This is a genomic window from Paenibacillus sp. 7541 (assembly GCF_002276395.1).
Lineage (GTDB): Bacteria > Bacillota > Bacilli > Paenibacillales > Paenibacillaceae > Paenibacillus_AQ > Paenibacillus_AQ campinasensis.
Genome location: NZ_NQLZ01000026.1, coordinates 23571 through 48975 on the forward strand (window position 1 = coordinate 23571; position 25405 = coordinate 48975).

26 protein-coding genes are annotated in these 25405 nt (G+C 54.3%); 23 read left to right on the forward strand and 3 right to left on the reverse strand.

The features are described from left to right. Nucleotides 1–2 precede the first annotated feature (2 nt). The 22 genes from ehuD to CHH75_RS16245 all read left to right on the forward strand — a co-directional run bounded on the left by ehuD (nucleotide 3) and on the right by CHH75_RS16245 (nucleotide 20272). Nucleotides 3–665, forward strand: a complete 663-nt coding sequence (gene ehuD / locus CHH75_RS16145; protein WP_095398665.1) for an ectoine/hydroxyectoine ABC transporter permease subunit EhuD — start codon at nucleotides 3–5, stop codon at nucleotides 663–665. 12 nt (nucleotides 666–677) lie between these two features. Next, nucleotides 678–1532 carry an ectoine/hydroxyectoine ABC transporter ATP-binding protein EhuA gene (gene ehuA, locus CHH75_RS16150; protein ID WP_095267934.1) on the forward strand — a complete coding sequence of 285 codons (855 nt, stop codon included), beginning with the start codon at nucleotides 678–680 and terminating at the stop codon, nucleotides 1530–1532. Between the two features lie 25 nt (nucleotides 1533–1557). Next, entirely contained in the window at nucleotides 1558–2070 is a 513-nt protein-coding gene (gene ectA / locus CHH75_RS16155; RefSeq protein WP_095267935.1) for a diaminobutyrate acetyltransferase, read from the forward strand. Nucleotides 2071–2092: 22 nt separating this feature from the next. After that, nucleotides 2093–3385 carry a diaminobutyrate--2-oxoglutarate transaminase gene (gene ectB, locus CHH75_RS16160; RefSeq protein WP_095267936.1) on the forward strand — a complete coding sequence of 431 codons (1293 nt, stop codon included), beginning with the start codon at nucleotides 2093–2095 and terminating at the stop codon, nucleotides 3383–3385. Beyond that, on the forward strand, nucleotides 3382–3774 hold the full coding sequence (locus CHH75_RS16165; protein ID WP_095267937.1) for an ectoine synthase: 393 nt from the start codon (nucleotides 3382–3384) through the stop codon (nucleotides 3772–3774). Before ectB ends, CHH75_RS16165 begins: the two co-directional genes overlap by 4 nt. A 136-nt stretch (nucleotides 3775–3910) precedes the next feature. After that, a complete protein-coding gene (thpD, locus tag CHH75_RS16170) occupies nucleotides 3911–4822 on the forward strand; it encodes an ectoine hydroxylase (protein ID WP_095398666.1) in 912 nt (303 codons plus the stop codon). Next, complete coding sequence (locus tag CHH75_RS16175) at nucleotides 4819–5349, forward strand: DUF2179 domain-containing protein (protein WP_095267939.1); 531 nt, start codon at nucleotides 4819–4821, stop codon at nucleotides 5347–5349. The genes thpD and CHH75_RS16175 overlap by 4 nt, the downstream gene beginning before the upstream one ends. 59 nt (nucleotides 5350–5408) lie before the next feature. Beyond that, nucleotides 5409–5696, forward strand: coding sequence for a hypothetical protein (locus CHH75_RS24675; protein WP_141235858.1), 288 nt, complete (start codon nucleotides 5409–5411; stop codon nucleotides 5694–5696). Between the two features lie 49 nt (nucleotides 5697–5745). Further along, nucleotides 5746–6438: a ribonuclease H gene (rnhA, locus tag CHH75_RS16180; protein WP_095267940.1), complete on the forward strand. Its 693-nt coding sequence runs from the start codon at nucleotides 5746–5748 to the stop codon at nucleotides 6436–6438. 120 nt (nucleotides 6439–6558) lie between these two features. Then, nucleotides 6559–7503, forward strand: coding sequence for a DNA-binding transcriptional repressor DeoR (locus tag CHH75_RS16185; protein ID WP_095398667.1), 945 nt, complete (start codon nucleotides 6559–6561; stop codon nucleotides 7501–7503). Between the two features lie 291 nt (nucleotides 7504–7794). Then, the gene (deoC, locus tag CHH75_RS16190; RefSeq protein WP_095398668.1) at nucleotides 7795–8460 is read left to right on the forward strand and encodes a deoxyribose-phosphate aldolase; all 666 of its coding nucleotides are present in this window, start codon (nucleotides 7795–7797) and stop codon (nucleotides 8458–8460) included. A 94-nt stretch (nucleotides 8461–8554) separates the two neighbouring features. After that, nucleotides 8555–9733, forward strand: coding sequence for a NupC/NupG family nucleoside CNT transporter (locus CHH75_RS16195; protein WP_095398669.1), 1179 nt, complete (start codon nucleotides 8555–8557; stop codon nucleotides 9731–9733). A gap of 47 nt (nucleotides 9734–9780) precedes the next feature. Then, nucleotides 9781–10959 carry a phosphopentomutase gene (deoB, locus tag CHH75_RS16200; protein WP_095398670.1) on the forward strand — a complete coding sequence of 393 codons (1179 nt, stop codon included), beginning with the start codon at nucleotides 9781–9783 and terminating at the stop codon, nucleotides 10957–10959. Nucleotides 10960–10980: 21 nt separating this feature from the next. After that, nucleotides 10981–11688, forward strand: a complete 708-nt coding sequence (gene deoD / locus CHH75_RS16205; protein ID WP_095398671.1) for a purine-nucleoside phosphorylase — start codon at nucleotides 10981–10983, stop codon at nucleotides 11686–11688. Between the two features lie 58 nt (nucleotides 11689–11746). Beyond that, nucleotides 11747–13048: a pyrimidine-nucleoside phosphorylase gene (locus CHH75_RS16210; protein WP_095398672.1), complete on the forward strand. Its 1302-nt coding sequence runs from the start codon at nucleotides 11747–11749 to the stop codon at nucleotides 13046–13048. 393 nt (nucleotides 13049–13441) lie between these two features. After that, nucleotides 13442–14407, forward strand: a complete 966-nt coding sequence (locus tag CHH75_RS16215; RefSeq protein WP_095267947.1) for an MraY family glycosyltransferase — start codon at nucleotides 13442–13444, stop codon at nucleotides 14405–14407. A 123-nt stretch (nucleotides 14408–14530) separates the two neighbouring features. Beyond that, nucleotides 14531–15394, forward strand: a complete 864-nt coding sequence (locus CHH75_RS16220; RefSeq protein WP_095398708.1) for an SDR family oxidoreductase — start codon at nucleotides 14531–14533, stop codon at nucleotides 15392–15394. Nucleotides 15395–15526: 132 nt separating this feature from the next. Next, complete coding sequence (locus CHH75_RS16225; protein WP_095398673.1) at nucleotides 15527–16183, forward strand: hypothetical protein; 657 nt, start codon at nucleotides 15527–15529, stop codon at nucleotides 16181–16183. Nucleotides 16184–16668: 485 nt separating this feature from the next. Beyond that, on the forward strand, nucleotides 16669–17457 hold the full coding sequence (locus tag CHH75_RS16230) for a TerC family protein (RefSeq protein ID WP_095398674.1): 789 nt from the start codon (nucleotides 16669–16671) through the stop codon (nucleotides 17455–17457). 244 nt (nucleotides 17458–17701) lie between these two features. Then, entirely contained in the window at nucleotides 17702–18448 is a 747-nt protein-coding gene (gene map, locus CHH75_RS16235) for a type I methionyl aminopeptidase (protein WP_095398675.1), read from the forward strand. A 99-nt stretch (nucleotides 18449–18547) separates the two neighbouring features. Then, the gene (locus CHH75_RS16240; RefSeq protein WP_095398676.1) at nucleotides 18548–19351 is read left to right on the forward strand and encodes a bifunctional hydroxymethylpyrimidine kinase/phosphomethylpyrimidine kinase; all 804 of its coding nucleotides are present in this window, start codon (nucleotides 18548–18550) and stop codon (nucleotides 19349–19351) included. Nucleotides 19352–19591: 240 nt separating this feature from the next. Beyond that, nucleotides 19592–20272, forward strand: coding sequence for a YqaA family protein (locus CHH75_RS16245; RefSeq protein WP_095267952.1), 681 nt, complete (start codon nucleotides 19592–19594; stop codon nucleotides 20270–20272). A gap of 95 nt (nucleotides 20273–20367) precedes the next feature. Here the strand turns inward: CHH75_RS16245 and CHH75_RS16250 are convergent, their stop codons facing one another. Next, a complete protein-coding gene (locus CHH75_RS16250) occupies nucleotides 20368–20988 on the reverse strand; it encodes a hypothetical protein (protein WP_095266533.1) in 621 nt (206 codons plus the stop codon). Between the two features lie 259 nt (nucleotides 20989–21247). On the opposite strand from CHH75_RS16250, the gene CHH75_RS16255 reads away from it, so the two are divergent. Next, nucleotides 21248–22465, forward strand: a complete 1218-nt coding sequence (locus CHH75_RS16255; protein ID WP_095266534.1) for an MFS transporter — start codon at nucleotides 21248–21250, stop codon at nucleotides 22463–22465. 203 nt (nucleotides 22466–22668) lie between these two features. Here the strand turns inward: CHH75_RS16255 and rnjA are convergent, their stop codons facing one another. Together rnjA and CHH75_RS16265 are read right to left on the reverse strand one after the other, a co-directional pair. After that, nucleotides 22669–24387 (reverse strand): ribonuclease J1, encoded by a 1719-nt coding sequence (gene rnjA / locus CHH75_RS16260; RefSeq protein WP_095398677.1) that lies wholly within the window; start codon nucleotides 24385–24387, stop codon nucleotides 22669–22671. A 131-nt stretch (nucleotides 24388–24518) separates the two neighbouring features. Beyond that, nucleotides 24519–25400 carry an AraC family transcriptional regulator gene (locus CHH75_RS16265; protein ID WP_095266536.1) on the reverse strand — a complete coding sequence of 294 codons (882 nt, stop codon included), beginning with the start codon at nucleotides 25398–25400 and terminating at the stop codon, nucleotides 24519–24521. Between the last annotated feature and the right edge of the window lie 5 nt (nucleotides 25401–25405).

A 25405-nucleotide genomic window follows, 5' to 3' on the forward strand; every position in this document is an offset into this window, starting at 1 on the left:
AGATGTGGGATTGGAATTATGTGCTTGATGTGCTGCCGCAGCTGTTAAGCGCGCTGAAAATGACCGTGTGGATCACACTGTGCTCATTTGTCGTATCGCTGATCGTCGGTTTGCTGCTGGCGCTTGCGGCAAGAAGCCGATTCAAGCCGCTGGCTTATGTCACCAAAGGCATTATTGAATTTATTCGAAATACGCCGCTGCTCGTTCAGGTGTTCTTCTTGTATTACAGCCTGCCGCTATTGATGGGCGTTTCCATCCCGGCCTTCTATGCCGGGGTCATCGGTCTGGGTCTTCATTACAGCACGTATCTGTCCGAGGTGTACCGCTCAGGCATTGAGGCTGTGCCGAAAGGGCAATGGGAAGCGGCAACGGCACTGAACTATACGAAGGGGCAGACCTGGCGGATCGTGGTTCTGCCACAGGCGATCCCGCCGATCATCCCGGTGCTCGGCAATTATCTGATTGTGATGTTCAAGGAGACGCCGATTCTGTCTGCGATTACGCTGGTGGAGATGATGCTGACGGCCAAAAATGTGGTGTCCCAGTCGTTCCGGGCATTCGAGCCGTATACGCTGGTCGGGATTCTGTTCCTGGCGATCAGCTACATCGCTTCCCTGCTGGTGCAGCGGCTGGAGAAACGCATGAATCTGTTAAGAGGAAAGTAGGAGGGGATACGGATGTCGACAACCGTTATTGAGAGTGGAGAGGAAGCATCCAGGGAAAATGCATCCCTGCGGGATAAGCCGGGCACAGGCAATACGCCGATTGTCAGATATCAGGGCGTGACCAAATCGTTCGGGGATGTGCAGGTGCTCAAAGGCATTGATCTGGAGATGATGCCAGGGGAGAAGGTGGCGGTCATCGGCCCAAGCGGCTCCGGCAAAACGACGATGGGGCGCATGCTCATGACGCTGGAGGAGCCGACGGAGGGCACAATTGAGCTGGACGGCGAGCTGCTGTGGCATATGCGGGTCAAGGACCGGCTCGTGCGCGCCGACGAGAAGCATCTGCACCGGATGCGAGGCCATGTTGGCATGGTGTTTCAGCATTTCAATCTGTTTCCGCACATGAATGTGCTGCGCAACGTAACCGAAGCGCCGCGCAAAGTGCTGGGCCTGTCCAAGGAGGAGGCCGAGGAGAGAGCCGTGTCCATGCTCGGGAAGGTGGGGCTGGCCGACAAGCTGAAGATGTACCCGTCCCATCTGTCCGGCGGACAGAAGCAGCGGGTGGCCATCGCCCGCGCCCTTGTCATGAAGCCGAAGGTGATGGTGTTTGACGAGGTGACCTCGGCGCTCGACCCCGAGCTGGTGGGCGAGGTGCTGGAGGTGATTCGCGAGATTGCCGAGGAAGGCGAGATGGCCATGATGCTGATTACGCATGAGATGGACTTTGCGAAGGAGATCGCTGACCGGGTGATTTTCGGCGCGGATGGAAGAATCGTGGAACAGGGGACGCCGGAGGAGATCTTCGAGAACCCGCAGAGCGAGCGGCTGCAGAGCTTCTTGCAGCGTTTCCGCGCACAAGGAATTTGATCTGCCGAGAGGAGCGAACACGAGGATGAGTATCGAGACAAAGCAAGCGATCAAATACCGCAAGCCGTCGGCGGAAGACGGCTCGCGTATATGGAAGCTTGTGCAGGACACCGGGTCGCTGGACCTGAATTCACCTTATTGCTATATGCTGCTGGGACATTATTTTAACGACACCTGCCTGGTAGCGGAGGACAGGGGCCGCATGATCGGCTTCATCTCCGGCTTTCGGCCGCCCCGGAATCCGGAGACGCTGTTTGTGTGGCAGATCGCAGTCGCCCGGTCGCACCGGCGTCGAGGCATTGCGAAGGCGATGCTGACCGAGCTGCTGGCTCAGGATGGCTGCCGCGGCGTCCGGTTTATCGAAACGACGGTATCGCCAAGCAACATCGCCTCCCGGCGGCTGTTTCTCGGCTTCGCCGAGGAGAAATCCATCCCGAGCACCGTAACGGTGGGATATGGGGCGGATATGTTTCCTGAGGAGACTCCCCATGATGATGAGCCTTTGTTTGTGATCGGCCCGTTTTTTAATGACATTTAAAAACGAATATATGGAGGGAATTATGAACAACCAAGTAATGGAAAAGCCGAAGCTGGACGTATTTGACCAACTGGAATCAGAAGTCAGAAGTTACTGCAGGAGCTTTAAGACGGTTTTTCATAAAGCCCGAAATGCCAAGCTGTGGGATACGCGCGGCAATGAGTACATCGACTTTTTTGCCGGGGCGGGCGCGCTCAATTATGGCCATAACAATGCGAAAATCCGCAAGAAGCTGGTCGATTATTTGCTGGAGGACGGCGTGACCCACAGTCTCGACATGGCCACCGAAGCGAAGGAGACATTCCTGACCCGCTTTCGGGAGGTGATCCTGAAGCCGCGCGGCTGGGATCACAAGGTCATGTTCCCCGGTCCGACCGGGACCAACGCGGTGGAAGCGGCGCTGAAAATTGCGCGCAAGGCGACGGGGCGCACCTCGATCCTCTGCTTCACGAATGCCTTTCATGGCATGTCGCTCGGATCCTTGTCTGTGACGGGCAATGCCTTTAAACGCAAGGGCGCGGGCGTGGAGCTCAGCCACTCTGTATTTATGCCGTATGATGGTTACTTTGGCGATAACGTGGATACGATGGCATATATAGAGAAGCTGCTGGATGACCCGGGCAGCGGGGTGCCGCTGCCGGCTGCTGTCATCGTCGAAGCCGTTCAAGGCGAAGGCGGGTTGAACGCGGCCAGCCGCAAATGGCTGCGCCGGCTGGAGCGGCTGTGCCGAAGCAAGGGCATGCTGCTGATCCTGGATGATATCCAGATGGGCTGCGGCCGCACCGGATCGTTCTTCAGCTTCGATGATGCGGGGATTGAACCGGACATTATCTGTTTGTCTAAATCGATCGGAGGCTACGGGCTGCCGATGGCGCTGACGCTGCTGAAGCCGGGGATCGACATCTGGGAGCCCGGTGAGCATAACGGCACTTTCCGCGGCAACAACCTCGGATTCATCGCGGCCACCGAAGCGCTCGCTTATTGGGAGAACGATCAGTTCCGCCGGGATATTCACAGCCGTGAGCGGCGGATGCGGCTCACGCTGGAGCGGGTCAGCGAGAAGTACGGCTCCATGTGCGGCGAGGTCCGCGGCCGCGGCATGATCCAAGGAATCGCCTTCAGGAAGCCGGAGCTTGCGGGCCGGCTGTCCGAACTGGCTTTTGAGTCGGGCCTCATTCTGGAAACGTCTGGCCCCCGCGGCGAGGTTGCCAAATTGATGCCGCCGCTTACCATCGAGATGAACACATTAGAGCAGGGATTGGTGATATTCGAGAACAGTGTTGATAAACTGGCGGCAGAGGAGGTCAAATCATGATTGTAAAACATCTGGAAGACATCGTTCATACGAAGGACGACATCGATACCGAGACTTGGAACTCGCGCAGATTGCTGCTGGAGAAGGACGGGATGGGCTTCTCCCTGCATGATACGCTGATTAAGGCGGGAACGGAGACGCTGATCTGGTATCAGAACCATGTGGAGGCCGTGTACTGTATCGAAGGCGAGGGAGAGATTGAGATCGTCGGTGGTGAGACGTATCATATTCGCCCGGGAATGATGTACGCCCTGGACGGCCATGAGAAGCACTACCTGCGCGCCCGCTCGCAAATGCGAATGGTGTGCGTGTTCAATCCGCCGCTGACCGGGGCGGAGGTCCATGACGAGCATGGAACCTATCCGCTGCTGGCCAAATCCAAGTCATAAGCCTCTTAAACTGAAATTGAATATGCGAGTGTGAAAGTGCGCCATTGCCCACAGTTACAGTTTGAATGCCAAAGGTCTAAAGTTGAAGGTCACAGTGTCAGTGGAACCCAAACTCACGATAAGGAGATGGTGATCAATGAGCAGGAATATCGCAATGATCGGGAGAGAACAGGGAGCAGATGTATATCCGTCGAGAGTATACGCCGAGGCGCGCATACTGGAGAGGAAAGATCCTGTCGTCTATTCGCCGTGGACGGCGGAGTCGCCGCTGAGCAAGGCGCAATCCGAGTTCTATGACCGGAACGGCTATCTGTTTCTTGATAATTTCTTTGATTTCGATGAGTTGTCCCGATACCAGACCGAAGCGCGGAAATTGCAAAGAGAGGCTGCGACCAGCGAGGGGGATGAAATTATCCGGGAGCCGGGAGGTAACGAGGTTCGCTCGGTATTCGCCGTTCATCGCAGCCACCCGGAGTTCCAGGAACTGTCCCGTCACCCGAGGCTGCTGGCGATCGTTGAATATTTGCTCGGGAGCGAAACCTACATTCATCAGTCACGCATCAATTACAAGCCGGGCTTTTCCGGCAAAGAGTTCTACTGGCATTCGGATTTCGAGACCTGGCATGTGGAGGACGGGATGCCGAGAATGCGGGCGCTGAGCTGCTCTATCGCGCTGGAAGACAACTATGCTTTCAACGGTCCGCTGATGCTTGTCCCAGGTTCCCATAAGGAGTTTGTCTCCTGCATCGGCCAGACGCCGGAGAACCACTTCAAGGACTCGCTGCGCAAGCAGGAGTACGGGGTCCCTGACCCGGACAGCCTGACGCGGCTGGTGGAGAAGGGCGGGATCGACATGCCTGTAGGAAAGGCCGGCTCGGTGGTCCTTTTCGATTGCAACATTATGCACGGCTCGAACAGCAATATTACGCCAATGCCGCGCAGCAATATTTTTATGGTGTACAACAGCATCGAGAACCGGGTAGGCAGCCCCTATTCGGGACAAGAGCCGAGGCCTGAATATATTGCGACGCGCAAGCAGCTCCCATGATTAGCTGGTCGCTCGTCGGTTCGATTATCGGAATCAACGTTGTCTATGTTTCGATTTTCACCCTGAGGCTGATTCTGATGATCAAGGGCAGAAGAGGAGTTGCCTCCCTGCTGGCCATGTTGGAGGTGTTTGTCTATTTGCTGGGGCTGAATCTTGTGCTTCAGAATCTCGACAATCCGTTTAATATGGCGGCTTACTGTCTCGGATTCGGGCTGGGCGTCTATATAGGGAGCCGGATTGAGGAGTATCTGGCACTGGGCTATATCGTCGTGCAGGTCATCGTCAATTCACTGGAGATGGATCTGGCCGTGAAGCTGAGGGAGAAAGGGTATGGTGTCACCTCCTGGCCTGCCGACGGGAAGGATGGCAAGCGGCTTGTGCTTCAAGTGCTTGTGAAGCGCAAGAATGAAGGACGCCTGCTGGATACGCTAGGCAAGCTGTCCCCGCATGCCTTCATCATCTCCCATGAGCCGAAATACTTCAAAGGCGGCTTCTGGGTGAGGTTGACCGAAAGGCAAAGGCCGTAACCGGAGCGAGCACAGGATAAGAATCTATCAAGCCTGCCTGCGAATGGGCTACATTCGCGATGGCAGGCTTGTTGCTGCGTGTGGGCGCCGCTTTGATCCGCTGGCTGAAGCGAAGAGTCGCCGCAGGTAGGGTTGGGCATGGTAGCAGCACTGCAGCAATTCTGAATTTCGGAGTTGCAGGATTGAGGATTTGCGGAATTTCTATTGTAGTATTGCGGAATTTCTTATTACGGAATATCGGAAGCAGTATTTCAGTATTCGGTATTTCGAAAATCAGGATCGAGGTATTGAGTATTGCGGTATTCAGCATGCGTACCCGCCCGGACCGCTTTTTCGTTTTCGGTTAAGGATATGATATAGTACGCTAGAGAGGATATGCCGGATGGAGGTACAAGCGTGGCAAAGCAAAAGTATTACGTCGTATGGGTCGGGAAAGTACCCGGCATCTATACAAGCTGGGATGAATGCCAGCAGCAGGTGAATCAGTATACAGGCGCCAAATTCAAGGCTTTCGAGTCGAAGGCTGAGGCGGAGAAGGCTTATGCCGCAGGCTATAAAGCATACTGGGGCTCGCAATCGGGCAGCAGCGGCCGGTCGTCTGGGAGCAAGGCGGCTAGCCAGGCTGCCGGAGGCGCAGGAGCACGGGCGAGCCAGGGCAGCGCCTGGGAAGCCGGAGACGATGCCATCGATTATGACAGCATCTCGGTGGATGTCGGTACACGCGGCAATCCCGGACCGGTGGAATACAAGGGCGTTGACACCCAGACCGGCGACGTTCTGTTCTCGGTCGGGCCGATTCAGAAGGGGACCAACAACCTCGGGGAGTTCCTTGCGATCGTTCACGCCCTGGCCTATTTGAAAAAAATCGGGAGCCGCAAAACGGTGTACAGCGATTCGATGAATGCCATCAAATGGGTGAAGCAGAAGAAGGTATCAACGACTCTGCCGCGCGACGCCTCGACCGAAGAAATATGGAGGCTGGTGGATCGGGCCGAGGAATGGCTGCGCACCAACAGCTACCCGAACAAGGTGCTGAAATGGCAGACGAAGAGCTGGGGTGAGATCAAAGCCGACTATGGCCGCAAGTAAGGCTACTGACTTTGGGACCAGTGAGGCCATAGCAGCAGCGAAGCCATTTCGGGCCCTTGAACATCGAACCATGAAGATAACCGGGTCCAGATAATTTATCTAAAAGCGGGTTGAGCCATCATGGATTATGATAAACAACGCTTGTGCATCGAAGCGGCCAGGCTGTACTATCTGTCGGATTTCAGCCAGCAGGACATCGCCGACAGACTGGGGGTGTCCAGGCCGACCGTTTCCAGGCTGCTTCAGCATGCCAAAGAACAGGGTTATGTTCGTATACAGATCGTAGACCCCCAGGATGACCTGGACGCCTTGGGCGAGCGCGTTCGCAAGAAGTATGCGCTGGATCAGGTGCTGATCAGCTACTCCCCCGTGAACGAGTACCGGGAAATTCAGAAGCATATCGGCAAGAAGGCCGCCGATTATATTCATGATATTGTGAAGGACAACGACATTATCGGGGTGACGTGGGGGACGACCATGCATGCGGTAGCTACGCAGCTTCAGCACAAAGCCGTTCGCGGCGTCGAGGTCGTTCAGTTGAAAGGCGGGGTCAGCCATTCGCATGTGAATACATACGCGGCCGACATCGTGAACCGGTTCGCCGAAGCGTTTCACACCGCAGCCCGCTATTTGCCGCTGCCGGTCATATTCGACCGGGTGGAATTGAAGCGGATGGTGGATGAAGATCGCCATATTCAGCGGATTCTTGAACTGGGCAGGCAAGCGAACATCGCCGTATTTACGGTGGGCACCGTCAAGGAAGATGCACTGCTGTTCCGGCTCGGGTACTTAACGAAGGAGGAGCAGCACCTGCTCCATGAAATAGGGGCCGGGGATATCTGCTCCCGTTTCTTTGATGCACAGGGCCGGATTTGCAGCGAAGATATTAACAACCGCACCGTCGGCATGGAGCTGGAAGAGCTCAGGCAGAAGGAGACGTCAATGCTGGTGGCGGGGGGCCAGCGCAAGCTTATTGCCATCAAGGCCGCGCTTGTCGGCGGATATGCCAACACCCTCGTGACCGATCAGTATACAGCCGAGGCGCTGCTGCAGGAAGATGCCTAGCCTAGGCAAGCAAGCCGGCGAGCCGCAGGCTGTGCCAGCCAGGGAATGAACAAGCCTGTTATCGACCTTCGATAACGGGCTTTCCGCAGTCTTGTCGCGGAATATTATTCCTGAATGACAGGCCGCAAGACAGCAAACAATGATAGAAGATTTTGTTACCATAAACCGGAATGAACATAATTTCTAATCATTTTTACATATGTTCAGGCGTGTGATATGATGAATTCCAGCTACAGGGATTTCACGTTATGATGAGGTATACCCAATAAAATTCAAGGAGTGCTTAAACAGATGAATATAGCAGGAATGATCGACCACACTTTATTGAAGCCGGACGCCGTCGAGGCCGATATTACCAAGCTGGCGGAGGAGGCGAAAACGTATCACTTTGCTTCCGTCTGTGTGAATCCGGCATGGGTCAAGCGATGTGCCGAGCTGCTGGCAGGAACCGATGTGAAGGTGTGCACGGTCATCGGCTTCCCTCTTGGCGCTACAACCTCTTCCGTGAAGGCATTTGAAACGAAGGATGCGATTGGCAATGGCGCAACGGAAGTGGATATGGTCATTAACGTCGGTGCGCTTAAGGATGGCAATGATGAGCTGGTGCTGAAGGACATTCAAGCGGTGGTGGACGCAGCTGAAGGGAAGGCGCTGGTGAAAGTCATCATTGAGACCTGCCTGCTGACCGACGAGGAGAAGGTGCGGGCTTGTAAGCTGGCAGTCCAGGCAGGCGCTGACTTTGTTAAAACCTCCACCGGATTTTCCACTGGCGGAGCGACTCCGGAGGATGTTGCGTTGATGCGGACCACGGTTGGTGACAACGTGGGCGTGAAGGCATCCGGCGGCGTTCGCAGCCTGGAGGATCTGGAGCGCATGGTTCAGGCTGGAGCGAACCGGATCGGAGCCAGCTCTGGCGTGAAAATTATGCAGGGCGGTCAATCTACAGCTTCATACTAAGCAGACGCGTGACGGTAAACGGATAGAAACAGCATAGTCTTCCCACAGTCATCTTGGCATTTTAACTTACATCTAATGGGGGGAACCAACTACAATGAAGATGATCATTGCGATCCTGGGTCTGCTGGTTGTACTGGGGCTTGCGCTTATCATCAGCAATGACAGAAAGCATGTACGCTATCGGCCGCTGGCGGTCATGGTACTGCTGCAGCTTGTCCTGGGTTATATCCTGCTCAATACGGGATTTGGAGAATATTTGGTGCGGGGCGTGGCCGGCGTCTTTGATGCGCTGCTCGGGTATGCCGGAGCCGGCATTGAATTTGTGTTTGGCGGGATGGCGAATGAAGGCGCAGGGCCGTTCTTCCTGAACGTGCTGCTGCCAATCGTGTTTATTTCCGCCCTGATTGGCATACTTCAGTATATCAAGGTGCTGCCGATTCTCGTTCACTATATCGGGCTCGTGCTGAGCAAGGTGAACGGCATGGGAAAGCTGGAGTCCTACAATGCGGTGGCTTCCGCGATTTTGGGCCAGTCCGAAGTGTTTATCTCTATTAAAAGGCAGATCAAGCTCATTCCGAAGCATCGGATGTACACGCTGTGCGCATCGGCCATGTCCACCGTCTCGATGTCGATCGTCGGCGCGTATATGACCATGATCGAGCCGCGTTATGTGGTGGCCGCGATTGTGCTCAATCTGTTCGGCGGATTCATGATCGCATCGATTGTCAATCCATACACGGTCAAGCCGGAAGAAGATATTCTGGAAGTGCAGGAAGAGGAGAAACAGTCGTTTTTTGAGATGCTTGGCGAGTACATTATGGACGGCTTCAAGGTCGCGATAACGGTCGCGGCGATGCTGCTGGGCTTTGTCGCTCTGATCGCAATGATTAACGGGATATTCAATACCATCATCGGCATCAGCTTCCAGGAACTGCTCGGCTACTTGTTTGCGCCGTTCGCTTTTGTGATGGGGATTCCCTGGGCGGAGGCTGTGGATGCGGGGAGCATCATGGCAACGAAGATCGTATCCAACGAATTTGTCGCCATGCTGGAGCTTGCCAACTTCCCGGCGCTGTCCGAGCGGACGGTGGGCATCGTCTCGGTCTTCCTTGTGTCCTTCGCCAACTTTTCATCCATCGGCATTATTGCGGGGGCGGTGAAAGGGCTGGATGAGAAGCAGGGGAATACGGTGGCGCGATTTGGGCTGAAGCTGCTGTACGGGGCTACGCTGGTCAGTGTCCTGTCGGCGACGATTGCCGGCCTGTTCTTGTAAAATAGCATCAAAGCACGTATCAATGTATCATGAAGGGGAGTACGAATATGGAACGGTTTAAACGAATCCATCTGATAGTGCTGGACTCCGTAGGAATCGGAGAGGCGCCGGATGCGGACAAATTTGACGACGTTGGCTCGGATACGCTGGGCCATATCGCTCGGGAACGCGGCGGGCTTCACATGCCGAACATGGCCAAGCTCGGCCTCTCCAACATCCGGGAGATTCAGGGCGTGCCGGCTGCCGAGAAGCCACAGGCGTATCATACGAAGATGCAGGAGGCCTCCAATGGCAAAGATACGATGACCGGCCATTGGGAGATTATGGGCCTGTACATTGACACGCCGTTCCGGGTATTTCCGGATGGCTTTCCGCAGGAGCTGATTGAGCGGATCGAGCAGAAGACCGGTCGCAAGGTGATCGGGAACAAGCCTGCGAGCGGCACGGAAATTATCGAGGAGCTTGGCGAAGAGCATGTGAACACCGGGGCGCTTATCGTCTATACTTCGGCAGATTCAGTGCTCCAGATTGCCGCTCATGAGGACGTTGTTCCGCTGAAGGAGCTGTACGAAATTTGCGAGTTCTGCCGCGAGATTACACTGGATGACCCGTATATGCTGGGCCGCATTATCGCCCGCCCGTTTGTCGGGGAGCCGGGTAGCTTCAAGCGCACGGCCAACCGCCATGATTATGCGCTCAAGCCGTTTGGCAGAACGACGATGAACGAGCTGAAGGACGCGGGTCTGGATGTGATCGCGCTTGGGAAAATTTCCGATATCTATGACGGCGAGGGCATTACGAAAGCGGTCAGAACGGTGTCCAACATGGACGGCATGGACCAAATTGTGAAGACGCTGGATGAGCCTTTTACCGGTCTCAGCTTCTTGAATCTGGTGGATTTTGATGCGGTGTACGGGCATCGCCGCGATCCGCAAGGCTACGGCCAGGCATTGGAGGAGTTCGATCAGCGCCTGCCGGAGGTGCTGGATAAACTGAGCGATGATGATCTGCTCATCATTACAGCGGACCACGGGAATGACCCGACCTACAAGGGAACCGATCATACGCGCGAATATGTGCCGCTGCTCGTCTATTCCCCGCGGTTTGACGAAGGCAAGGAGCTCCCGCTGCGCAGAACGTTTGCCGACATCGGGGCTACCGTGGCCGACAATTTTGGCGTGAAGCTGCCGGAGCACGGCACCAGCTTTTTGCAGGACTTGAAATAATCATTAGTGGAGGAATGGGACATGAGTACACATATTGGGGCTAAGCCAGGCGATATCGCGGAGACGATTCTGCTTCCAGGAGATCCGCTGCGGGCGAAATTCATTGCGGAGACGTATCTTGAAGACGTGAGCTGTTATAACGAGGTGCGGGGAATGCTCGGATATACAGGCACTTACAAGGGCAAGCGCGTATCCGTTCAGGGCACAGGCATGGGCGTGCCTTCGATTGCCATCTATGTCAATGAGCTGATTCGGGAATATGGCGTGAAAAATCTGTTCCGCGTCGGCACCTGCGGCGCGATGCAGGAGCATGTCCGCGTTCGGGACGTCATTCTGGCCCAGGCGGCTTGCTCGGATTCCGGCATGAACCGCCATCACTTCGGCGGTTATGATTTCTCGCCGATTGCCAGCTTCCCGCTGCTGCTGGGCGCGTATGAGCGCGGCAAGGAGAAGGGGCTGAACATGCATGTGGGCAACGTGTTCACCTCCGATGTATTCTATCGTGAAGACAAATCGGTGGTCGAGAAGCTGATGCAGCACGGGGTGCTTGGGGTAGAGATGGAGACGACGGCGCTGTATACAATCGCAGCCCGTTACGGTGTCCATGCGATGACGATACTGACAGTGAGCGATCACTTGCTGACAGGGGAAGAGACGAGCGCGGAAGAGCGGCAGACTACGTTTAACGACATGATGGAAGTAGCGCTGGACACGGCGATATCGCTATAAATCTGAAGACTCAATGCTAGCATGAACATCCATCCGCACACAGTGAGGAGAATAGACGATGAGAATGGTTGATTTGATTGCTAAGAAACGTGATGGCAAGGAGCTTACCACCGACGAAATCCGCTTCTTTATCGAAGGATATACCGCAGGCGACATTCCGGATTATCAGGTCAGTGCACTGGCGATGGCTATCTATTTCCAGGACATGACAGATCGGGAACGGGCGGATCTGACGATGGCGATGGTGAACTCGGGAGATACGATCGACCTGTCCGCCATTGAAGGGATCAAGGTGGATAAGCACTCCACTGGCGGCGTGGGCGATACGACCACGCTGGTGCTTGCCCCGCTCGTAGCAGCGCTCGATATTCCGGTGGCCAAAATGTCCGGCCGCGGCCTTGGTCATACCGGAGGCACGATTGACAAGCTCGAGTCGATAGCAGGCTTCCATGTCGAAATCGACAAGGATGAATTCGTCCATCTGGTCAACACACATAAAATCGCCGTGATCGGTCAGTCAGGAAACCTCACGCCAGCGGACAAGAAGCTCTATGCGCTGCGGGATGTTACCGCCACGGTCAACTCCATTCCTCTGATTGCAAGCTCCATTATGAGCAAGAAGATTGCGGCAGGCTCCGATGCCATCGTTCTTGATGTGAAGACCGGGGCAGGCGCGTTCATGAAAACGGTGGATGACGCCAAGGAGCTCGCGCATGCGATGGTGCGCATCGGCAACAATGTCGGGCGCAAGACGATGGCCGTCATCTCCGATATGAGTCAGCCGCTCGGCGCAGCGATCGGCAATGCGCTGGAAGTACGCGAGGCGATCGATACGCTTCGCGGCCAGGGGCCGAAGGATCTCGAGGAGCTGTGCCTCGCGCTGGGAAGCCAGATGGTATATCTGGCGGGCAAGGCAGGCTCCCTGGAGGAAGCGGAAGAGAAGCTGCGCGAAGTGATGCGCAATGGACAGGCGCTGGAGAAATTTAAGGCGTTCATTGCGAATCAGGGAGGAGATGCTTCGGTTGTCGATCATCCGGAGCGTTTGCCGGAGGCACGCTTCAAGATCGAGCTGCCTGCGCGGGAAGATGGCGTGGTGGCCGAGCTGGTCGCCGATGAGATTGGAACCGCGGCGATGCTGCTCGGTGCGGGCCGGGCGACGAAGGAGTCCGAGATCGATCTGGCCGTGGGGCTTGTGCTGAACAAGAAAATCGGCGACCCGGTCCGTGAAGGTGAATCCCTGATTACGATTCATGCGAACCGGGAGGATATCGACGATGTGAAGGAGAAGCTGTACGCCAGCATCCGAATTTCCGATCAGGCCGAGCCGCCGGTGCTCGTACACGGAATCGTAACCGAATAACCGGCCTGCCTGGCCGGTGTAAGTCAAGTGATCTAGTCATAATCGGAAAGGCCCTAGCATAGTCTGGTAATGGGGAAAGTAAGGCCGATCAGAACAGACGGGAGAGGATGGACGTCCGGAGAAGAGCCAACCTTACAGGCAAGGGAGGCTATCCGATATGACCATCGATCAGCTGATCGCTTTGCTGGCACTTATCGTCATGATTATCGGACTTGCGGTGAACAGGAAGCAGTCCTGAGGAGCAGGCCGAGAGGCTGCCGCACGGTACATTATCGTACCGTGCGGCAGTCTTTTTTATAGTGGATTGGCATTGATAGGTTGATAGAGTCGCCTGAAAGTCATATACTGAGGTTGCAATGTTCTCCATACTTCATCATTCCACAGGAGGAAATTATGCTTTATCTCGCAGCATTTGTCGTATCGTTAGCGCTCGTGCTTGTGCTCATTCCGCCTTTTCGGAGGCTTGCAATCAAGCTTGATTTTGTAGACAAGCCACGGCCTGACAGTGAAAGAAAGATTCATCGGGAGCCTATCCCGCTTACGGCGGGCGTCGCGATTTTCATCGGATTTTTTATAACCTATTTTCTATTCTCAGGTGCATTGACGAGAGAAGCGGTTGGCATATTCATCGGGAGCGTGCTGATTCTGGGCATCGGCTTGGTAGATGACTGGTACAAGTCCCAAGGCAAGGAGCTTGCCTCTCTGCCGAAGCTGATTGTGCAGGTCAGTGCGGCTGTCGTTGTATACAGCTATGGCATCCAATTTGAAGGCTTCAACAACCCGCTGACGGGGCAATACATCAATCTGCCGGAATGGCTGCAGCTTATTCTGACCATCCTGTGGATATTCGGCGTCACCACCGTGATCAATTTCTCGGATGGCATCGACGGTCTGGCAGGCGGACTCTCCGCTATTTCCGGCGGCACGCTGTTTGTCGTCGCGTTAACGATGGGCCGAGGGGAATCGGCGCTGCTGGCTGTAATCCTCGTCGGTGCAGCGCTTGCTTATTTGCAGTACAACAAACCGCCAGCCCGGGTCTTTATGGGGGATGCAGGTGCGACGTTCCTCGGCTTCATTCTCGGCATCATCGCCCTGGACGGGGCCTTCAAGGGAGCGACCCTGGCATCGCTGTTCGTACCGATCTTCGCGCTGGGTGTTCCGATCTTCGATAACATTATCGTCGTTATCCGGAGAATTCTGCAATCCAAGCCGATTTACCAGGCAGATGCCTCCCAGGCGCATTACCGTCTGCTGGCGACAGGGCTGAACCAGAAGCAGACGCTGATCTTCCTGTGCTTGCTGAACCTGTGCTTCGGCTTGACCGCGATCATTCTTGCCCTTAATGCAAGCGGCGCGTAGGCGCCGACTTGCAGTCTCGAATCATAGATGTGAACAGCATGAAATCTCGTCTTCTGGCATCCGGTTGGCGGGATTTTTCTGTCTAGTGCTAATTTCGAAAGGAGGCTCTCGCAAGTGACGGATATGACAGGGAAAATCGTAATGGTAACAGGCGCGAGTGCCGGTATGGGGCTCGCCACCGCAACGGAACTGGCCCGCAGAGGAGCCCGGGTCATCTTGGTCTGCCGGAGCCAGACGCGGGGAGAAGCGGCGCTAAAGATTGCCAGGGAGGAGAGCGGAATCCCGGAGCCGGAGCTGGAGCTGATGACCTGTGATCTCGGCTCGCTGGAGAGTATTCAGCGTTTTGTATCCGATTGCAAAGCAAAGCTAGACCGGCTGGATGTGCTGATTAACAATGCTGGGATTATTACACTCAAACGCGAGACAACGGCGGATGGCTTCGAGGCGATGCTCGGCGTGAATCATCTGGGCCACTTCATGCTGACCAATGAGCTGCTGGAACTGCTTCAGGCCGGACAGCGTGCCCGGATCGTGAACGTATCCTCAGGCGCGCATAAAATAGGCTCGATCCATTGGGATGATCCCCACCTGAGCCGCGGCTTCCATGTCATGAAGGGGTATGCACAATCGAAGCTGGCCAACATTCTGTTCACCAAGGAGCTGGCCCACAGGCTGAAGCATACAGGCATGACGGTCAATGCCCTGCATCCGGGGGCCGTGAGCACCAGCCTTGGGGTCAATCGGGACACCGGATTCGGAAGAGGTGTGTACAAGCTGCTGACACCGTTCTTTCTGACACCGCTCGAGGGGGCAGGAACAGCCATTTATTTGGCTTCCAGTCCGGAAGTGGAAGGGATTACCGGCGAATATTATGTCAAATGCAAACCGGCAAGAACCGCTCGGAAAGCGCAGGATCCCGAGCTTGCGGCTCGGCTTTGGTCATGGAGCGAAGAGCAGGTCGGACGGACGTATGGATTGCAGCCATGATCCACCATCGGCCGCTTCTCCGCGCTGGCGTGTCAGCATCTGATGATCAAGAAGGCTGAAGGCGGCCTCTGGTTGTTTTTAACAGAGAATGGAACCTTTTAGAAGTCCGCAGCGTCTGGAGATGTAGAGGTGATGATGATGGAGAGATCGTTTCAGGTACGCGGCGCGCGAGGTTGGGGGCGCAAGCTGCTGATACCGTTGTTGGCCGTAGTATGGATGCTTGTGGGGCTGTACTCGGAGAAACCGGATGAGGCGCTGGCCTGCAGCTGTATAGGACCGCTGCCCTTGTCCGAAGCAATGACGCATAAAACTGCTGTATTTGCGGGCAAAGTAACAGATATCGTTCCTCCGGAGTCCAAGCCGGTGATGTCTTCTGCCGAACCGGTTCTGGTGACTCTGGAGGTGTCGAGAGTTTGGAAAGGGCAGGTGCCGCCTGAAGTTCAGCTTACGACTGCGATGTCTTCGGCAAGCTGTGGATATGACGGGTTCCATGTGGGCGGTGAATTTCTGGTGCTGGCTCATGGCGAAGAGCAGCCGCTGCAGACAGGCTTGTGCGATGGCACTCAGCCTCTGGCAGCAGCTGAACCGGAGCTGAGCGAACTGGGTGCCGGATATGAGCCGCTGGCTAAGCCGTCCGTGGCGGAGCAGCCACAGGGACCGACGAGCGAAGGTGCAGAAGGCTTGAATGAAGGCAAGAGTGTCTCTTCATACTGGATTCCCGCAGGCATAACCCTTGTTGTTTTGGCAGGTCTGCTGTTGTTTATATTAAATAAGAAAAGAAGTGCTTGACATCATACGGGCTAAATCGTGAAGGGGAAGTGGGAGACTGGAGAAGCCAAGCGTTTGCCTTTCCTCCGAGTTCAACCGCTGCAGCGGTGAATGAAGTGAAGTGGGGCAGGATCGATCGCAAGACCCTTTATTCCCCGCAGCGGGATACTTGCTGGAGTTTTAGGAAATGATTTCTGAAATAAGCCTAAAGGAACGTCTAAAGTTCTAATTTCCTATTGGCGAGTGAGTAAAGTCATGCTATAATGCCGATAGTCAAGTAAAGGGGAGTAGCTCCACAACAAAGTCGTCAATTCGTGACACGCCCGTGTCTCCGGCTTTGTTGGCAACGTTACGTTGTTAGCGAGACCTTTGCCTAATCGGTAAAGGTATCTATTCCTGTAATATTGTGAATGTTACCTTTATCACCGGTTGTTCTGGGGTAAAGGTTTTTTGTTATTCCCGGCCCTGGACAATCATACTTAACCGATGGAAGGGAGATCATTGTTTTGGACACAGCACTATTACTCGAGTATGGTTGGGTCTTGATTGTATTGATTGGCCTGGAGGGCATCCTTGCCGCCGACAATGCGCTGGTCATGTCAATCATGGTAAAGCATTTGCCAGAAGATAAGCGGAAGAAAGCGTTGTTCTACGGATTGGCCGGTGCATTCGTATTCCGGTTCGGCTCACTGTTTATCATTTCATACCTGGCCGATGTCTGGTACGTGCAGGCGCTTGGTGCGGCTTACTTGCTCTACATTAGCATAAACCATATCGTGAAGCAGTACTTTGTGAAGAAGAAGGTTCACATGGAGAAGGCGGCCAAAAAAGAAGAGAACTTCTGGATTACCGTGCTCAAGGTGGAGCTCGCAGACATCGCGTTTGCGGTGGATGCGATTCTGGCAGCCGTTGCGCTTGCGCTGACATTGCCGGCTAGCGGATTGCCGAAGATCGGCGGCATGGACGGAGGACAATTCCTCGTTATTCTGACGGGCGGAATTATCGGTCTTGTCATTATGCGGTTTGCGGCCTCCTATTTTGTCAAGCTGCTGGCGAGAAGACCAGGGCTTGAAACGGCAGCATTTCTCATTGTCGGCTGGGTCGGCATTAAGCTGGCCATCTATACGCTGGCTCACCCTGAGATTGGTGTTATCGCGGAGGGCTTCCCGAAGAGCACCGGCTGGAAAGTGATCTTCTGGGGCGTACTGATCCTGATCGCTGTGCTGGGCTGGTTCCTGTCCAAGGATAAGGGCGAGCTGACGGATAAGGAGAAGAAACAGCTGGAAGTGGGATAAGGGAGTACCTGCAATAAGGAATACAAGGCGCGCGGGACCTGAAGTTCCGGGCGACCATCCCCTGAGCAGCATGGCTGAATGAAATTCGGCTGTGCTGCTTTGCATTTGGTCGGCCATCCGCATTGGCCTGGGCTTATTGAGGTTGCAGATGGAGAAGAGTAGAATAGGAGCATGTGTAAGCCGGAGCGCGTTAGCGATCTCGGGCTAGCTAGCAGCAGGATATCGAACAAGAGGAGTGCCAGAGATGATCATACTGAAGACGAAAGAACAAATCGAGAAAATGAGCAAGGCCGGAGAGCTCCTTGCCGAGTGTCACCGCCATATCGCTGAAATGATCAAGCCGGGTGTTACGACCCGGGAAATCGACCAGTTCGTAGAACGGTTTCTGAGCAAACACGGTGCCTATCCGGAACAGAAGGGATACCGAGGATATCCGTATGCGACATGCGCTTCTGTCAACGATGTCATCTGTCACGGATTTCCGGGCAGCGAGCCGCTGAAGGATGGGGATATTGTCACGATCGATATGGTCGTTAATCTGGACGGATGGCTCGCCGACTCGGCCTGGTCTTACCCGGTAGGGAACCTCTCTGAGGAGGCGCAGCATTTGCTGGATGTGACCAAAAAATCGCTGTATCTCGGCATTGAGCAGGCGGTCATTGGCAATCGGGTCGGCGATATTTCGCATGCGATTCAGTCTTATGCGGAGGCGCAGAACCTGTCGGTGGTGCGCCAATTTGTAGGCCATGCGATCGGCCAGAGCATTCATGAAGAGCCGCAGATTCCTCATTATGGTCCGCCGAATCGCGGGCCGAGGCTGAAGGAGGGCATGGTGATCACCATCGAACCGATGCTGAACCTCGGAACATTCCAGTGCAAGGTTGACGCGGACGGCTGGACGGCTCGAACCGCAGACGGCAAATGGTCTGCCCAGTACGAGCATACGATTGCCATTACGAAGGACGGCCCTCGGATCTTGACTGAACAATAAGCCGAGAAACCGCGGGGCTGCTCATTATTTGGGTATGGATTCTGTCACACAACTTTTTTATAATAGAAGAATCATTTTACATGTGAAGGGAATAGGGTCATGACAATCAAAAAAGCACTAACGGTAGCCGGTTCGGATACGAGCGGAGGCGCTGGTATTCAAGCCGATTTGAAAACATTTCAGGAATTTGACGTTTACGGGATGACTGCTCTCACGACCATCGTTTGCATGGAGCCGTCTACCTGGGATCATCAGGTGTTTCCGGTTGCGACAGATATTGTGGAAACCCAGCTGAAGACCGTGCTCGAAGGGATCGGCATCGATGCCATGAAGACAGGAATGCTCGGTTCAGTTGATATCATTGAGCTGGTGGCACGGTATATCGACCGCTACAAGCTGCAGCGTGTCGTTATTGATCCGGTGATGGTATGCAAAGGCACGGATGAGGTGCTGCAGCCGGAGAATACCGAGGCGATGCTGCAATTCCTGTTGCCTCGCGCAGACCTGGTAACACCGAACCTGTTCGAAGCTTCCCAGCTTGCCAAGACAGGCCCGATTACCAGCCTGGAGCAAATGCAGGAAGCGGCCAAGATCATTCATGGGCGCGGCGCGAAGAACGTTCTCATTAAAGACCGAGGCAAGCTGCAGGAAGGCAAAGCGATGGATCTGCTCTATGACGGAACCACGTTTGAATGGTTTGAGGCTGACGCCATTGTGACCCAGTATACGCACGGTGCGGGCTGCACATCGTCTGCGTCGATTACGGCAGGACTCGCCAAGGGGCTGACGGTTCGCGAGGCGATCCAGCAGGCGAAGGCGTTCATTACGCAGGCTATTGCCGGCGGCTTCCCGCTGAATCAATTTGTAGGTCCAACTCGTCATTCTGCTCATCGCAGCAGTTAATCAGCTGGCCAGACCGGCTATTTCAGAGGTCGAAGACCCCCGGGAGCTGAGGCTCCGGGAAGGTGCTTCGGCCTTTCGCATTTGGAGCGAGAGGTGCTGCAACCGGTCCTATGGGTGTGCCTTAGCGGATTTTAGAGGGAATCGTCCGGCTGGGGCGATTTCGGGTATAGAATGTGCTATAATTTATAAGAGGGTCTTATAAATAGGATAGTGAGACAGAAATTAAATAGGGGTTGAGACATGTTTCAGGACATACTGGATTTTTTAATGAAGTTTGGTCCATGGGGATTGTTTATTCATGCGTTTGCAGATGCCGTTATTTTTCCGATTCCGGCCTTTTTTCTGCAAGTATCTTTAAGTATGTTGAACCCCTCAAACGCACTATGGCTGGCAACGGCCGGTTTTATCGGATGTTTGCTGGGCACGCCGCTCGGATATCTGATCGGCAAGGTGCTGGGGAAGTCCGTGTTGTATAAGCTTCTAAAGACAAAGTGGATTGATGCGGCAACCAATATGTTTAACAAGAACGGGGAAGCCGCCATTATGATTGGTTCATTCACACCCATTCCGTTTAAGGTGTTTACCATTCTCTCCGGTTGTCTGAATTTTCCTTTATGGCGTCTTATGGTGTATGCTGCTTTGGGCAGAGCCACCAAGTTTTATGTTGTCGGTATTTTATTCTATTTATATGGAAGATCTGCGGAGGGCATGGTGAAGGATGTATCCATGTATATCGCCCTTATCGCTGTTCCGATTATTTCCGCCGTTATTTATTTCAACCGCAGACGCAAGCGGAAGCGCAGTCTTGCGCTTGAGCAGCAGGAAGATGCTGTCGAGCCATCAGCTGCTCCATCAGCGGGACAACCGCCAGTGAAGCAGAAAGGCTTGGAACAAACCTCAGATCAGACCCCGTCCGTATAAATTAATATTTGCGCTAGGTGTAATTATAGAGAAAGCAGCCGAGACAAGGACTCGGCTGCTTTCCATTTGTTATATTCATTATGAGTGCATCATCATTAACCCGTCTTGCCAATCCGAAAAAACTTGCCCCTGCCTTCCGTAGTTACCGGTGCGAATGCTGGAGAAGAAGGGAGCGAAGCGGGGGAGTCCGGTGGGAGATAACCGTGAAGCGGTCCCCGGTATACCTCGTGCAATTGCGGGCAATTGGAGAAGTCTTCGGGCGTGACCAGATGACAAGGCTTATTCACAAGCCGCAGCCCTGCACGATCCAATACGGTCGCGACAAAGTGGGAACAGAAGAAGGCGTAGTCCCGGTCGATGTGGATTCGGAACAGGATGCCGAGCAGCCCGAGCAGATTATATTTGTAGCGATCCTGGTTGCGCATCATTTCCTTCACCAGATTGTACATTCGTTCATAATCTTCGGTACGGACACGGCAGCGGTAAACCGCGCATTCCGAATTGTAGAAGAAAGGGGAACGCAAGTTTTCCCGTACCAGTCCGCCGTCAAACGGGTTGTTGGCTTTTTTTCGACCGAAGCTGTACACTTCGCGCAACTCGGAATCGAATGCGATGGATGCATGATTCAATGGGGCTTTCGTGAAGTATTGGATCATCCGGCTGAACCAGGTACCCGTGCCTGTGAGCACAATCCAAATATCTTGTTCCGTGTACATACTCACAAACTCCTTTATTAACAATCCTAACGCTATACACAATTGTAAATGACTTGCTTTTCTCCACAATATACGAAAAGGGCAGCAGATTCAAGTCAAAAATATCCAATTTTTTTCAATTCCCCGAAAGAGGAGATTGCTGGGAACATGTACGGCTATACGCTCATACGAGGAATGTTGCAACTTCTGGTAATCTTCTATTGACCGAATGTATCCTTCGACCTATCTTATAGAAAGATAAGGGAGAGGAGGTTAGAGGATGAGCAATCTGGCACTTTTAAAAGAACCCAAGCAGCGCAAGCTGCTTTTCAGCGCGGGACTCAGCTGGATGTTCGATGCGATGGATGTCGGCATGATCTCATTTGTCGTTGCCGCGCTGGCATCCGAATGGGCGCTCAGTTCGCAGCAGGTGGGCATTTTGACAAGCACGACGTCGATCGGCATGGCATTTGGCGCTGCGATGGCCGGATTTCTGGCAGACAAATATGGCCGCAAAAGCATCCTGCTGTGGACACTGCTTATATTCTCCATTGCCAGCGGGCTGTCGGCCCTGGCGACGGGGTTTATCATGCTGTGCATCTTTCGTTTCATCGCCGGGCTTGGTCTTGGCGGAGAACTGCCTGTAGCATCTACGCTTGTATCTGAGAGCATGCCGGTCAAGGAACGAGGGCGGGCGGTCGTGCTGCTGGAAAGCTTCTGGGCAGCGGGCTGGATTCTAGCCGCCTTGATCGCTTACTTTGTCATCCCGAATTACGGATGGCAGGCGGCATTTCTAATCGGAGCCCTTCCAGCATTCTATGCTTTGTATTTGCGGCGTGCCATTGATGACTCGCCCAGATACCTGGAGCAGAAGAAGGTGGTCAGATTGGGCCTTGGCAAACGGATCGCTTCGGTCTGGTCACCGGAGTTTCGCCGTACGAGCATCATGCTCTGGGTGCTCTGGTTTACCGTTGTGTTTTCTTATTATGGTATGTTTTTATGGCTGCCGACGGTCATGGTAGACAAGGGGTTTAGTCTGGTGCAGAGCTTTCAATATGTGCTGATCATGACGCTCGCCCAGCTTCCCGGATATTTTACAGCAGCTTATTTCATTGAGAAGCTGGGCAGAAAGTTTGTGCTGGTCACCTATTTGGTATTGACGGCGATAAGCGCGGCTTGGTTTGGCATCGCCGATTCCGTTGGATCACTGCTGGCCGCAGGGATTTGCCTCTCGTTTTTCAATCTGGGCGCATGGGGAGGTCTCTACGCCTACAGTCCGGAGCTGTATCCGACAAGGGTTCGCTCCACCGGTGTGGGTCTGGCGACTTCTTTCGGCCGGATCGGAGGGGTGATCGCCCCGTTTCTCGTAGGCGTGATGAAAGGCAACGGGGTTCGTATCGAGGTTATTTTCCTGCTGTTTTTTGTCACGATTCTGATCGGGGCCTTCAGCGTGCTGCTGCTGGGCAAAGAGACGAAGGGTGTGGAGCTTGCAGATTAGCGTTGGCTTGTGGCGGGAGCACGTTCTTGCTGTGCGGAGGCCTAGCACGGTCATCCCGTTTGATCAGGTAGAGGTGGTTTAGAGTTAAGGCAGAGGCAGGGGGAGCTTCCTGAGCGAAAGGGATCATCATGCTAAGGGAGTGGCAACGAACCCTCTATCACCGAAAAAAGAGCCGGGGATGTTTCATCCCAGGCTCTTTACCTTTATACCTCCATAATCGAAGGCATGATATAGGGGCTTCTTCCAAGCTCTCTTCGGAAATAGCGATTCAGTTTGGTGCTCGTGATTTGCTCCCATGCCGCGCGGTCGTATTCCCGCTGTTCGCCCGCCTTGTTCAGCTGCTTGCGCAGCATCGCCTCCGCGCGCCGCAGAAGCGGCTTGGAGTCCTGCATGTATACGAAGCCGCGAGTAATCAGCTCCGGGCCGGATAACAGCTTGCGGGTGCTGGGATCGATCGTAATGGCCACAATGACGACCCCATCATGGGCGAGCTGAACGCGCTCTTCAAGCAGCTCCTTCTCATGTACGCGCAGCTCACCATTATTAATGTAGACTTCGCCGGAAGGAATATTGCGTCCTCTTCGAGCCCCGTTTCTGAACAAGGACAACGTATTGCCAATGTTCAGCAGATGCACGCTGCTCTCGGGCATGCCAACCTGAAGGGCGAGCTCACGATGATTCAACAGCATCCGGTACTCCCCATGTATCGGTACAAAATATTTCGGGCGAATACTGCTGATCATCAGCTTCAAATCCTCACGGCAACCGTGACCGGATGTGTGAATGTCCAGAATGGAGCCGTATTTCACTTCAGCCCCGGCCCGCATCAGCAAATCGATGCTTCGGTTCACATTTTGGGTGTTCCCCGGAATCGGAGACGAAGAGAAAATAACGGTATCGTCTGGATGAATCTGAATGGAGCGGTGCGCCCCGGAAGCGATCCGGGTCAGCGCTGCATTCGGCTCTCCCTGACTGCCTGTGCATACGATCAACACCTGTTCATCGCGGTAGCGATTCACGGCTTTGACATCGATCAGCATGCCTTCAGGCATCCGGATATAACCGAGCTCTTGTCCGATCACAAATACTTTTTCCATGCTTCGGCCGACGATGGCAATTTTGCGGCCGGTCTGTATGGCCGCATCCACGACCTGCTGCAGCCTGTGCACATTCGAGGCAAAGGTGGCAAACAGAATGCGGCCAGGGCATTCCTGGAACAGGCGCAGGATGGATTGGCCTACCGTACGCTCGGAAGGCGTGAAGCCATCGCGCTCGCTGTTGGTGCTGTCTGCCATCAGGGCAAGGACGCCGCGCTGTCCAACCTGAAGAATTTTGTGCAGATTGGCGGGTTTATCCTCCGGTGTAAAGTCGAACTTGAAATCGCCTGTATGGACAACTGGCCCATACGGTGTCTCGACAACGATCCCGAAAGCGTCCGGAATGCTGTGCGTCGTACGGAAGAAATGAACCGACAGATGCCGGAAGGAGATCGTTTCCTCCTCATGAAAGACATGAAGTTCGGTCTGATCCAGCAGCCGATGCTCCTCCAGCTTGGCACGAACGAGTCCGATCGTCAGCGGACCGCCGTAGATCGGCATCTGGATCTGGCGCAGCACGTAAGGGATCGCTCCGATATGGTCCTCATGACCATGCGTCAGAAACAAGCCCTTCACTTTGCTTTTGTTCTGAATTAAATAGCGGATATCCGGGATGATGTAATCCACACCGCCCATATCTGAATCGGGGAACTTCAGGCCGGCATCAATGAGAATAATTTCGTTTTTAAATTCAACGCCATACATGTTTTTGCCGATTTCCCCAAGTCCGCCGAGTGCGAATATCCGAACAGGCGGCGCGGAGGGCTTGGGCCTCTTCTTAGGCTTGGCAGCTTGAATGGTGTCTGATAGCAGTGGTTTAGACATAGTGTAAAAAAATCCTCTCTATGGTAATTAAGGCAAATGCCTGGGTTTTTATTTTTGTCCTCTACTAAAGATATCAGAAAGCGGAGGCTTCGTGAAACGGTTTTCGTGAATTCGTTCTTAAATTGCCTTCATTATATAAGCTGTTTGCGATACTCCGACGGTGTGCACAGCATAATTTTGCGAAAGACACGGACAAAATAGCTGATATGCCCAAATCCGACATCCAGTGCGATATCGGATATTTTGTGCTCCGGCTGCCGCAGCAATTCCGCGGCCTGGCGGACGCGATAGGAATTAATATAATCGATCGGCGTCTGCCCGGTCATCGATTTGAAGAACCGGCAGAACTGCCCTTCGCTCATCGGAATCAGCCCGGCAAGCTCGCTCAGGCGGATCGGGCGATGATAGTTGCCCTGAATGTAGGCGATGACTTTCTTCAACCGCTCGGTCTGGGTCGTATCCCCGGCACCGCTCCGGCTCCGGTTGGCCATGCGGCCGGCAGCCTTCGCTTCATATAGCATCAGATAGATATGCCCCTTCAGGGCAGCCTCGTATCCCGCTGGCTTAGCTGCGGTCAGATGGACCATCTCGGTAATGTGGGCCATAAGCGAAGCATCGGTCTCCGGACGAATCAGTCTCGGCAGCGTAGCCTTTCTTTCCTGGAATGGCAGAATGATCTGCTCTTGCACCACATCGTATTGCGAGCTGGCAAGCATCGCCGGATCGAACACCATCGCGCAGAAGCTGCAGCCCTGATCTCCCCGGGCGTGACCGGTATGAATATCGCCGCCGTCTATGAACAGCGCTTCCCCCGCCTTGACCGGAACATACTCGGTATCAATCTGAAACAGCACTTCGCCCTGAAGCACGTAGAAGATCTCCGCTTCCTTATGCCAGTGGGAGTCTACGACATGGGCTCCGGGGGCAAAATGAAACCGGTACGACGCGAACGGAAAGCGCGCATTCCCATGCACCTGGCTCTCCTTCAGGGACTGGCGAAGCGTCTGATCCATGGCGA

Bases quoted from the DNA above. Each gene is read 5' to 3' on its own strand.
- ehuD (WP_095398665.1), top strand. From the start codon at position 3: ATGTGGGATTGGAATTATGTGCTTGATGTGCTGCCGCAGCTGTTAAGC.
- ehuA (WP_095267934.1), top strand. From the start codon at position 678: ATGTCGACAACCGTTATTGAGAGTGGAGAGGAAGCATCCAGGGAAAAT.
- ectA (WP_095267935.1), top strand. From the start codon at position 1,558: ATGAGTATCGAGACAAAGCAAGCGATCAAATACCGCAAGCCGTCGGCG.
- ectB (WP_095267936.1), top strand. From the start codon at position 2,093: ATGAACAACCAAGTAATGGAAAAGCCGAAGCTGGACGTATTTGACCAA.
- CHH75_RS16165 (WP_095267937.1), top strand. From the start codon at position 3,382: ATGATTGTAAAACATCTGGAAGACATCGTTCATACGAAGGACGACATC.
- thpD (WP_095398666.1), top strand. From the start codon at position 3,911: ATGAGCAGGAATATCGCAATGATCGGGAGAGAACAGGGAGCAGATGTA.
- CHH75_RS16175 (WP_095267939.1), top strand. From the start codon at position 4,819: ATGATTAGCTGGTCGCTCGTCGGTTCGATTATCGGAATCAACGTTGTC.
- CHH75_RS24675 (WP_141235858.1), top strand. From the start codon at position 5,409: ATGGCAGGCTTGTTGCTGCGTGTGGGCGCCGCTTTGATCCGCTGGCTG.
- CHH75_RS16185 (WP_095398667.1), top strand. From the start codon at position 6,559: ATGGATTATGATAAACAACGCTTGTGCATCGAAGCGGCCAGGCTGTAC.
- deoC (WP_095398668.1), top strand. From the start codon at position 7,795: ATGAATATAGCAGGAATGATCGACCACACTTTATTGAAGCCGGACGCC.
- CHH75_RS16195 (WP_095398669.1), top strand. From the start codon at position 8,555: ATGAAGATGATCATTGCGATCCTGGGTCTGCTGGTTGTACTGGGGCTT.
- deoB (WP_095398670.1), top strand. From the start codon at position 9,781: ATGGAACGGTTTAAACGAATCCATCTGATAGTGCTGGACTCCGTAGGA.
- deoD (WP_095398671.1), top strand. From the start codon at position 10,981: ATGAGTACACATATTGGGGCTAAGCCAGGCGATATCGCGGAGACGATT.
- CHH75_RS16210 (WP_095398672.1), top strand. From the start codon at position 11,747: ATGAGAATGGTTGATTTGATTGCTAAGAAACGTGATGGCAAGGAGCTT.
- CHH75_RS16215 (WP_095267947.1), top strand. From the start codon at position 13,442: ATGCTTTATCTCGCAGCATTTGTCGTATCGTTAGCGCTCGTGCTTGTG.
- CHH75_RS16220 (WP_095398708.1), top strand. From the start codon at position 14,531: ATGACAGGGAAAATCGTAATGGTAACAGGCGCGAGTGCCGGTATGGGG.
- CHH75_RS16225 (WP_095398673.1), top strand. From the start codon at position 15,527: ATGATGATGGAGAGATCGTTTCAGGTACGCGGCGCGCGAGGTTGGGGG.
- map (WP_095398675.1), top strand. From the start codon at position 17,702: ATGATCATACTGAAGACGAAAGAACAAATCGAGAAAATGAGCAAGGCC.
- CHH75_RS16240 (WP_095398676.1), top strand. From the start codon at position 18,548: ATGACAATCAAAAAAGCACTAACGGTAGCCGGTTCGGATACGAGCGGA.
- CHH75_RS16245 (WP_095267952.1), top strand. From the start codon at position 19,592: ATGTTTCAGGACATACTGGATTTTTTAATGAAGTTTGGTCCATGGGGA.
- CHH75_RS16250 (WP_095266533.1), bottom strand. From the start codon at position 20,988: ATGTACACGGAACAAGATATTTGGATTGTGCTCACAGGCACGGGTACC.
- CHH75_RS16255 (WP_095266534.1), top strand. From the start codon at position 21,248: ATGAGCAATCTGGCACTTTTAAAAGAACCCAAGCAGCGCAAGCTGCTT.
- rnjA (WP_095398677.1), bottom strand. From the start codon at position 24,387: ATGTCTAAACCACTGCTATCAGACACCATTCAAGCTGCCAAGCCTAAG.
- CHH75_RS16265 (WP_095266536.1), bottom strand. From the start codon at position 25,400: ATGGATCAGACGCTTCGCCAGTCCCTGAAGGAGAGCCAGGTGCATGGG.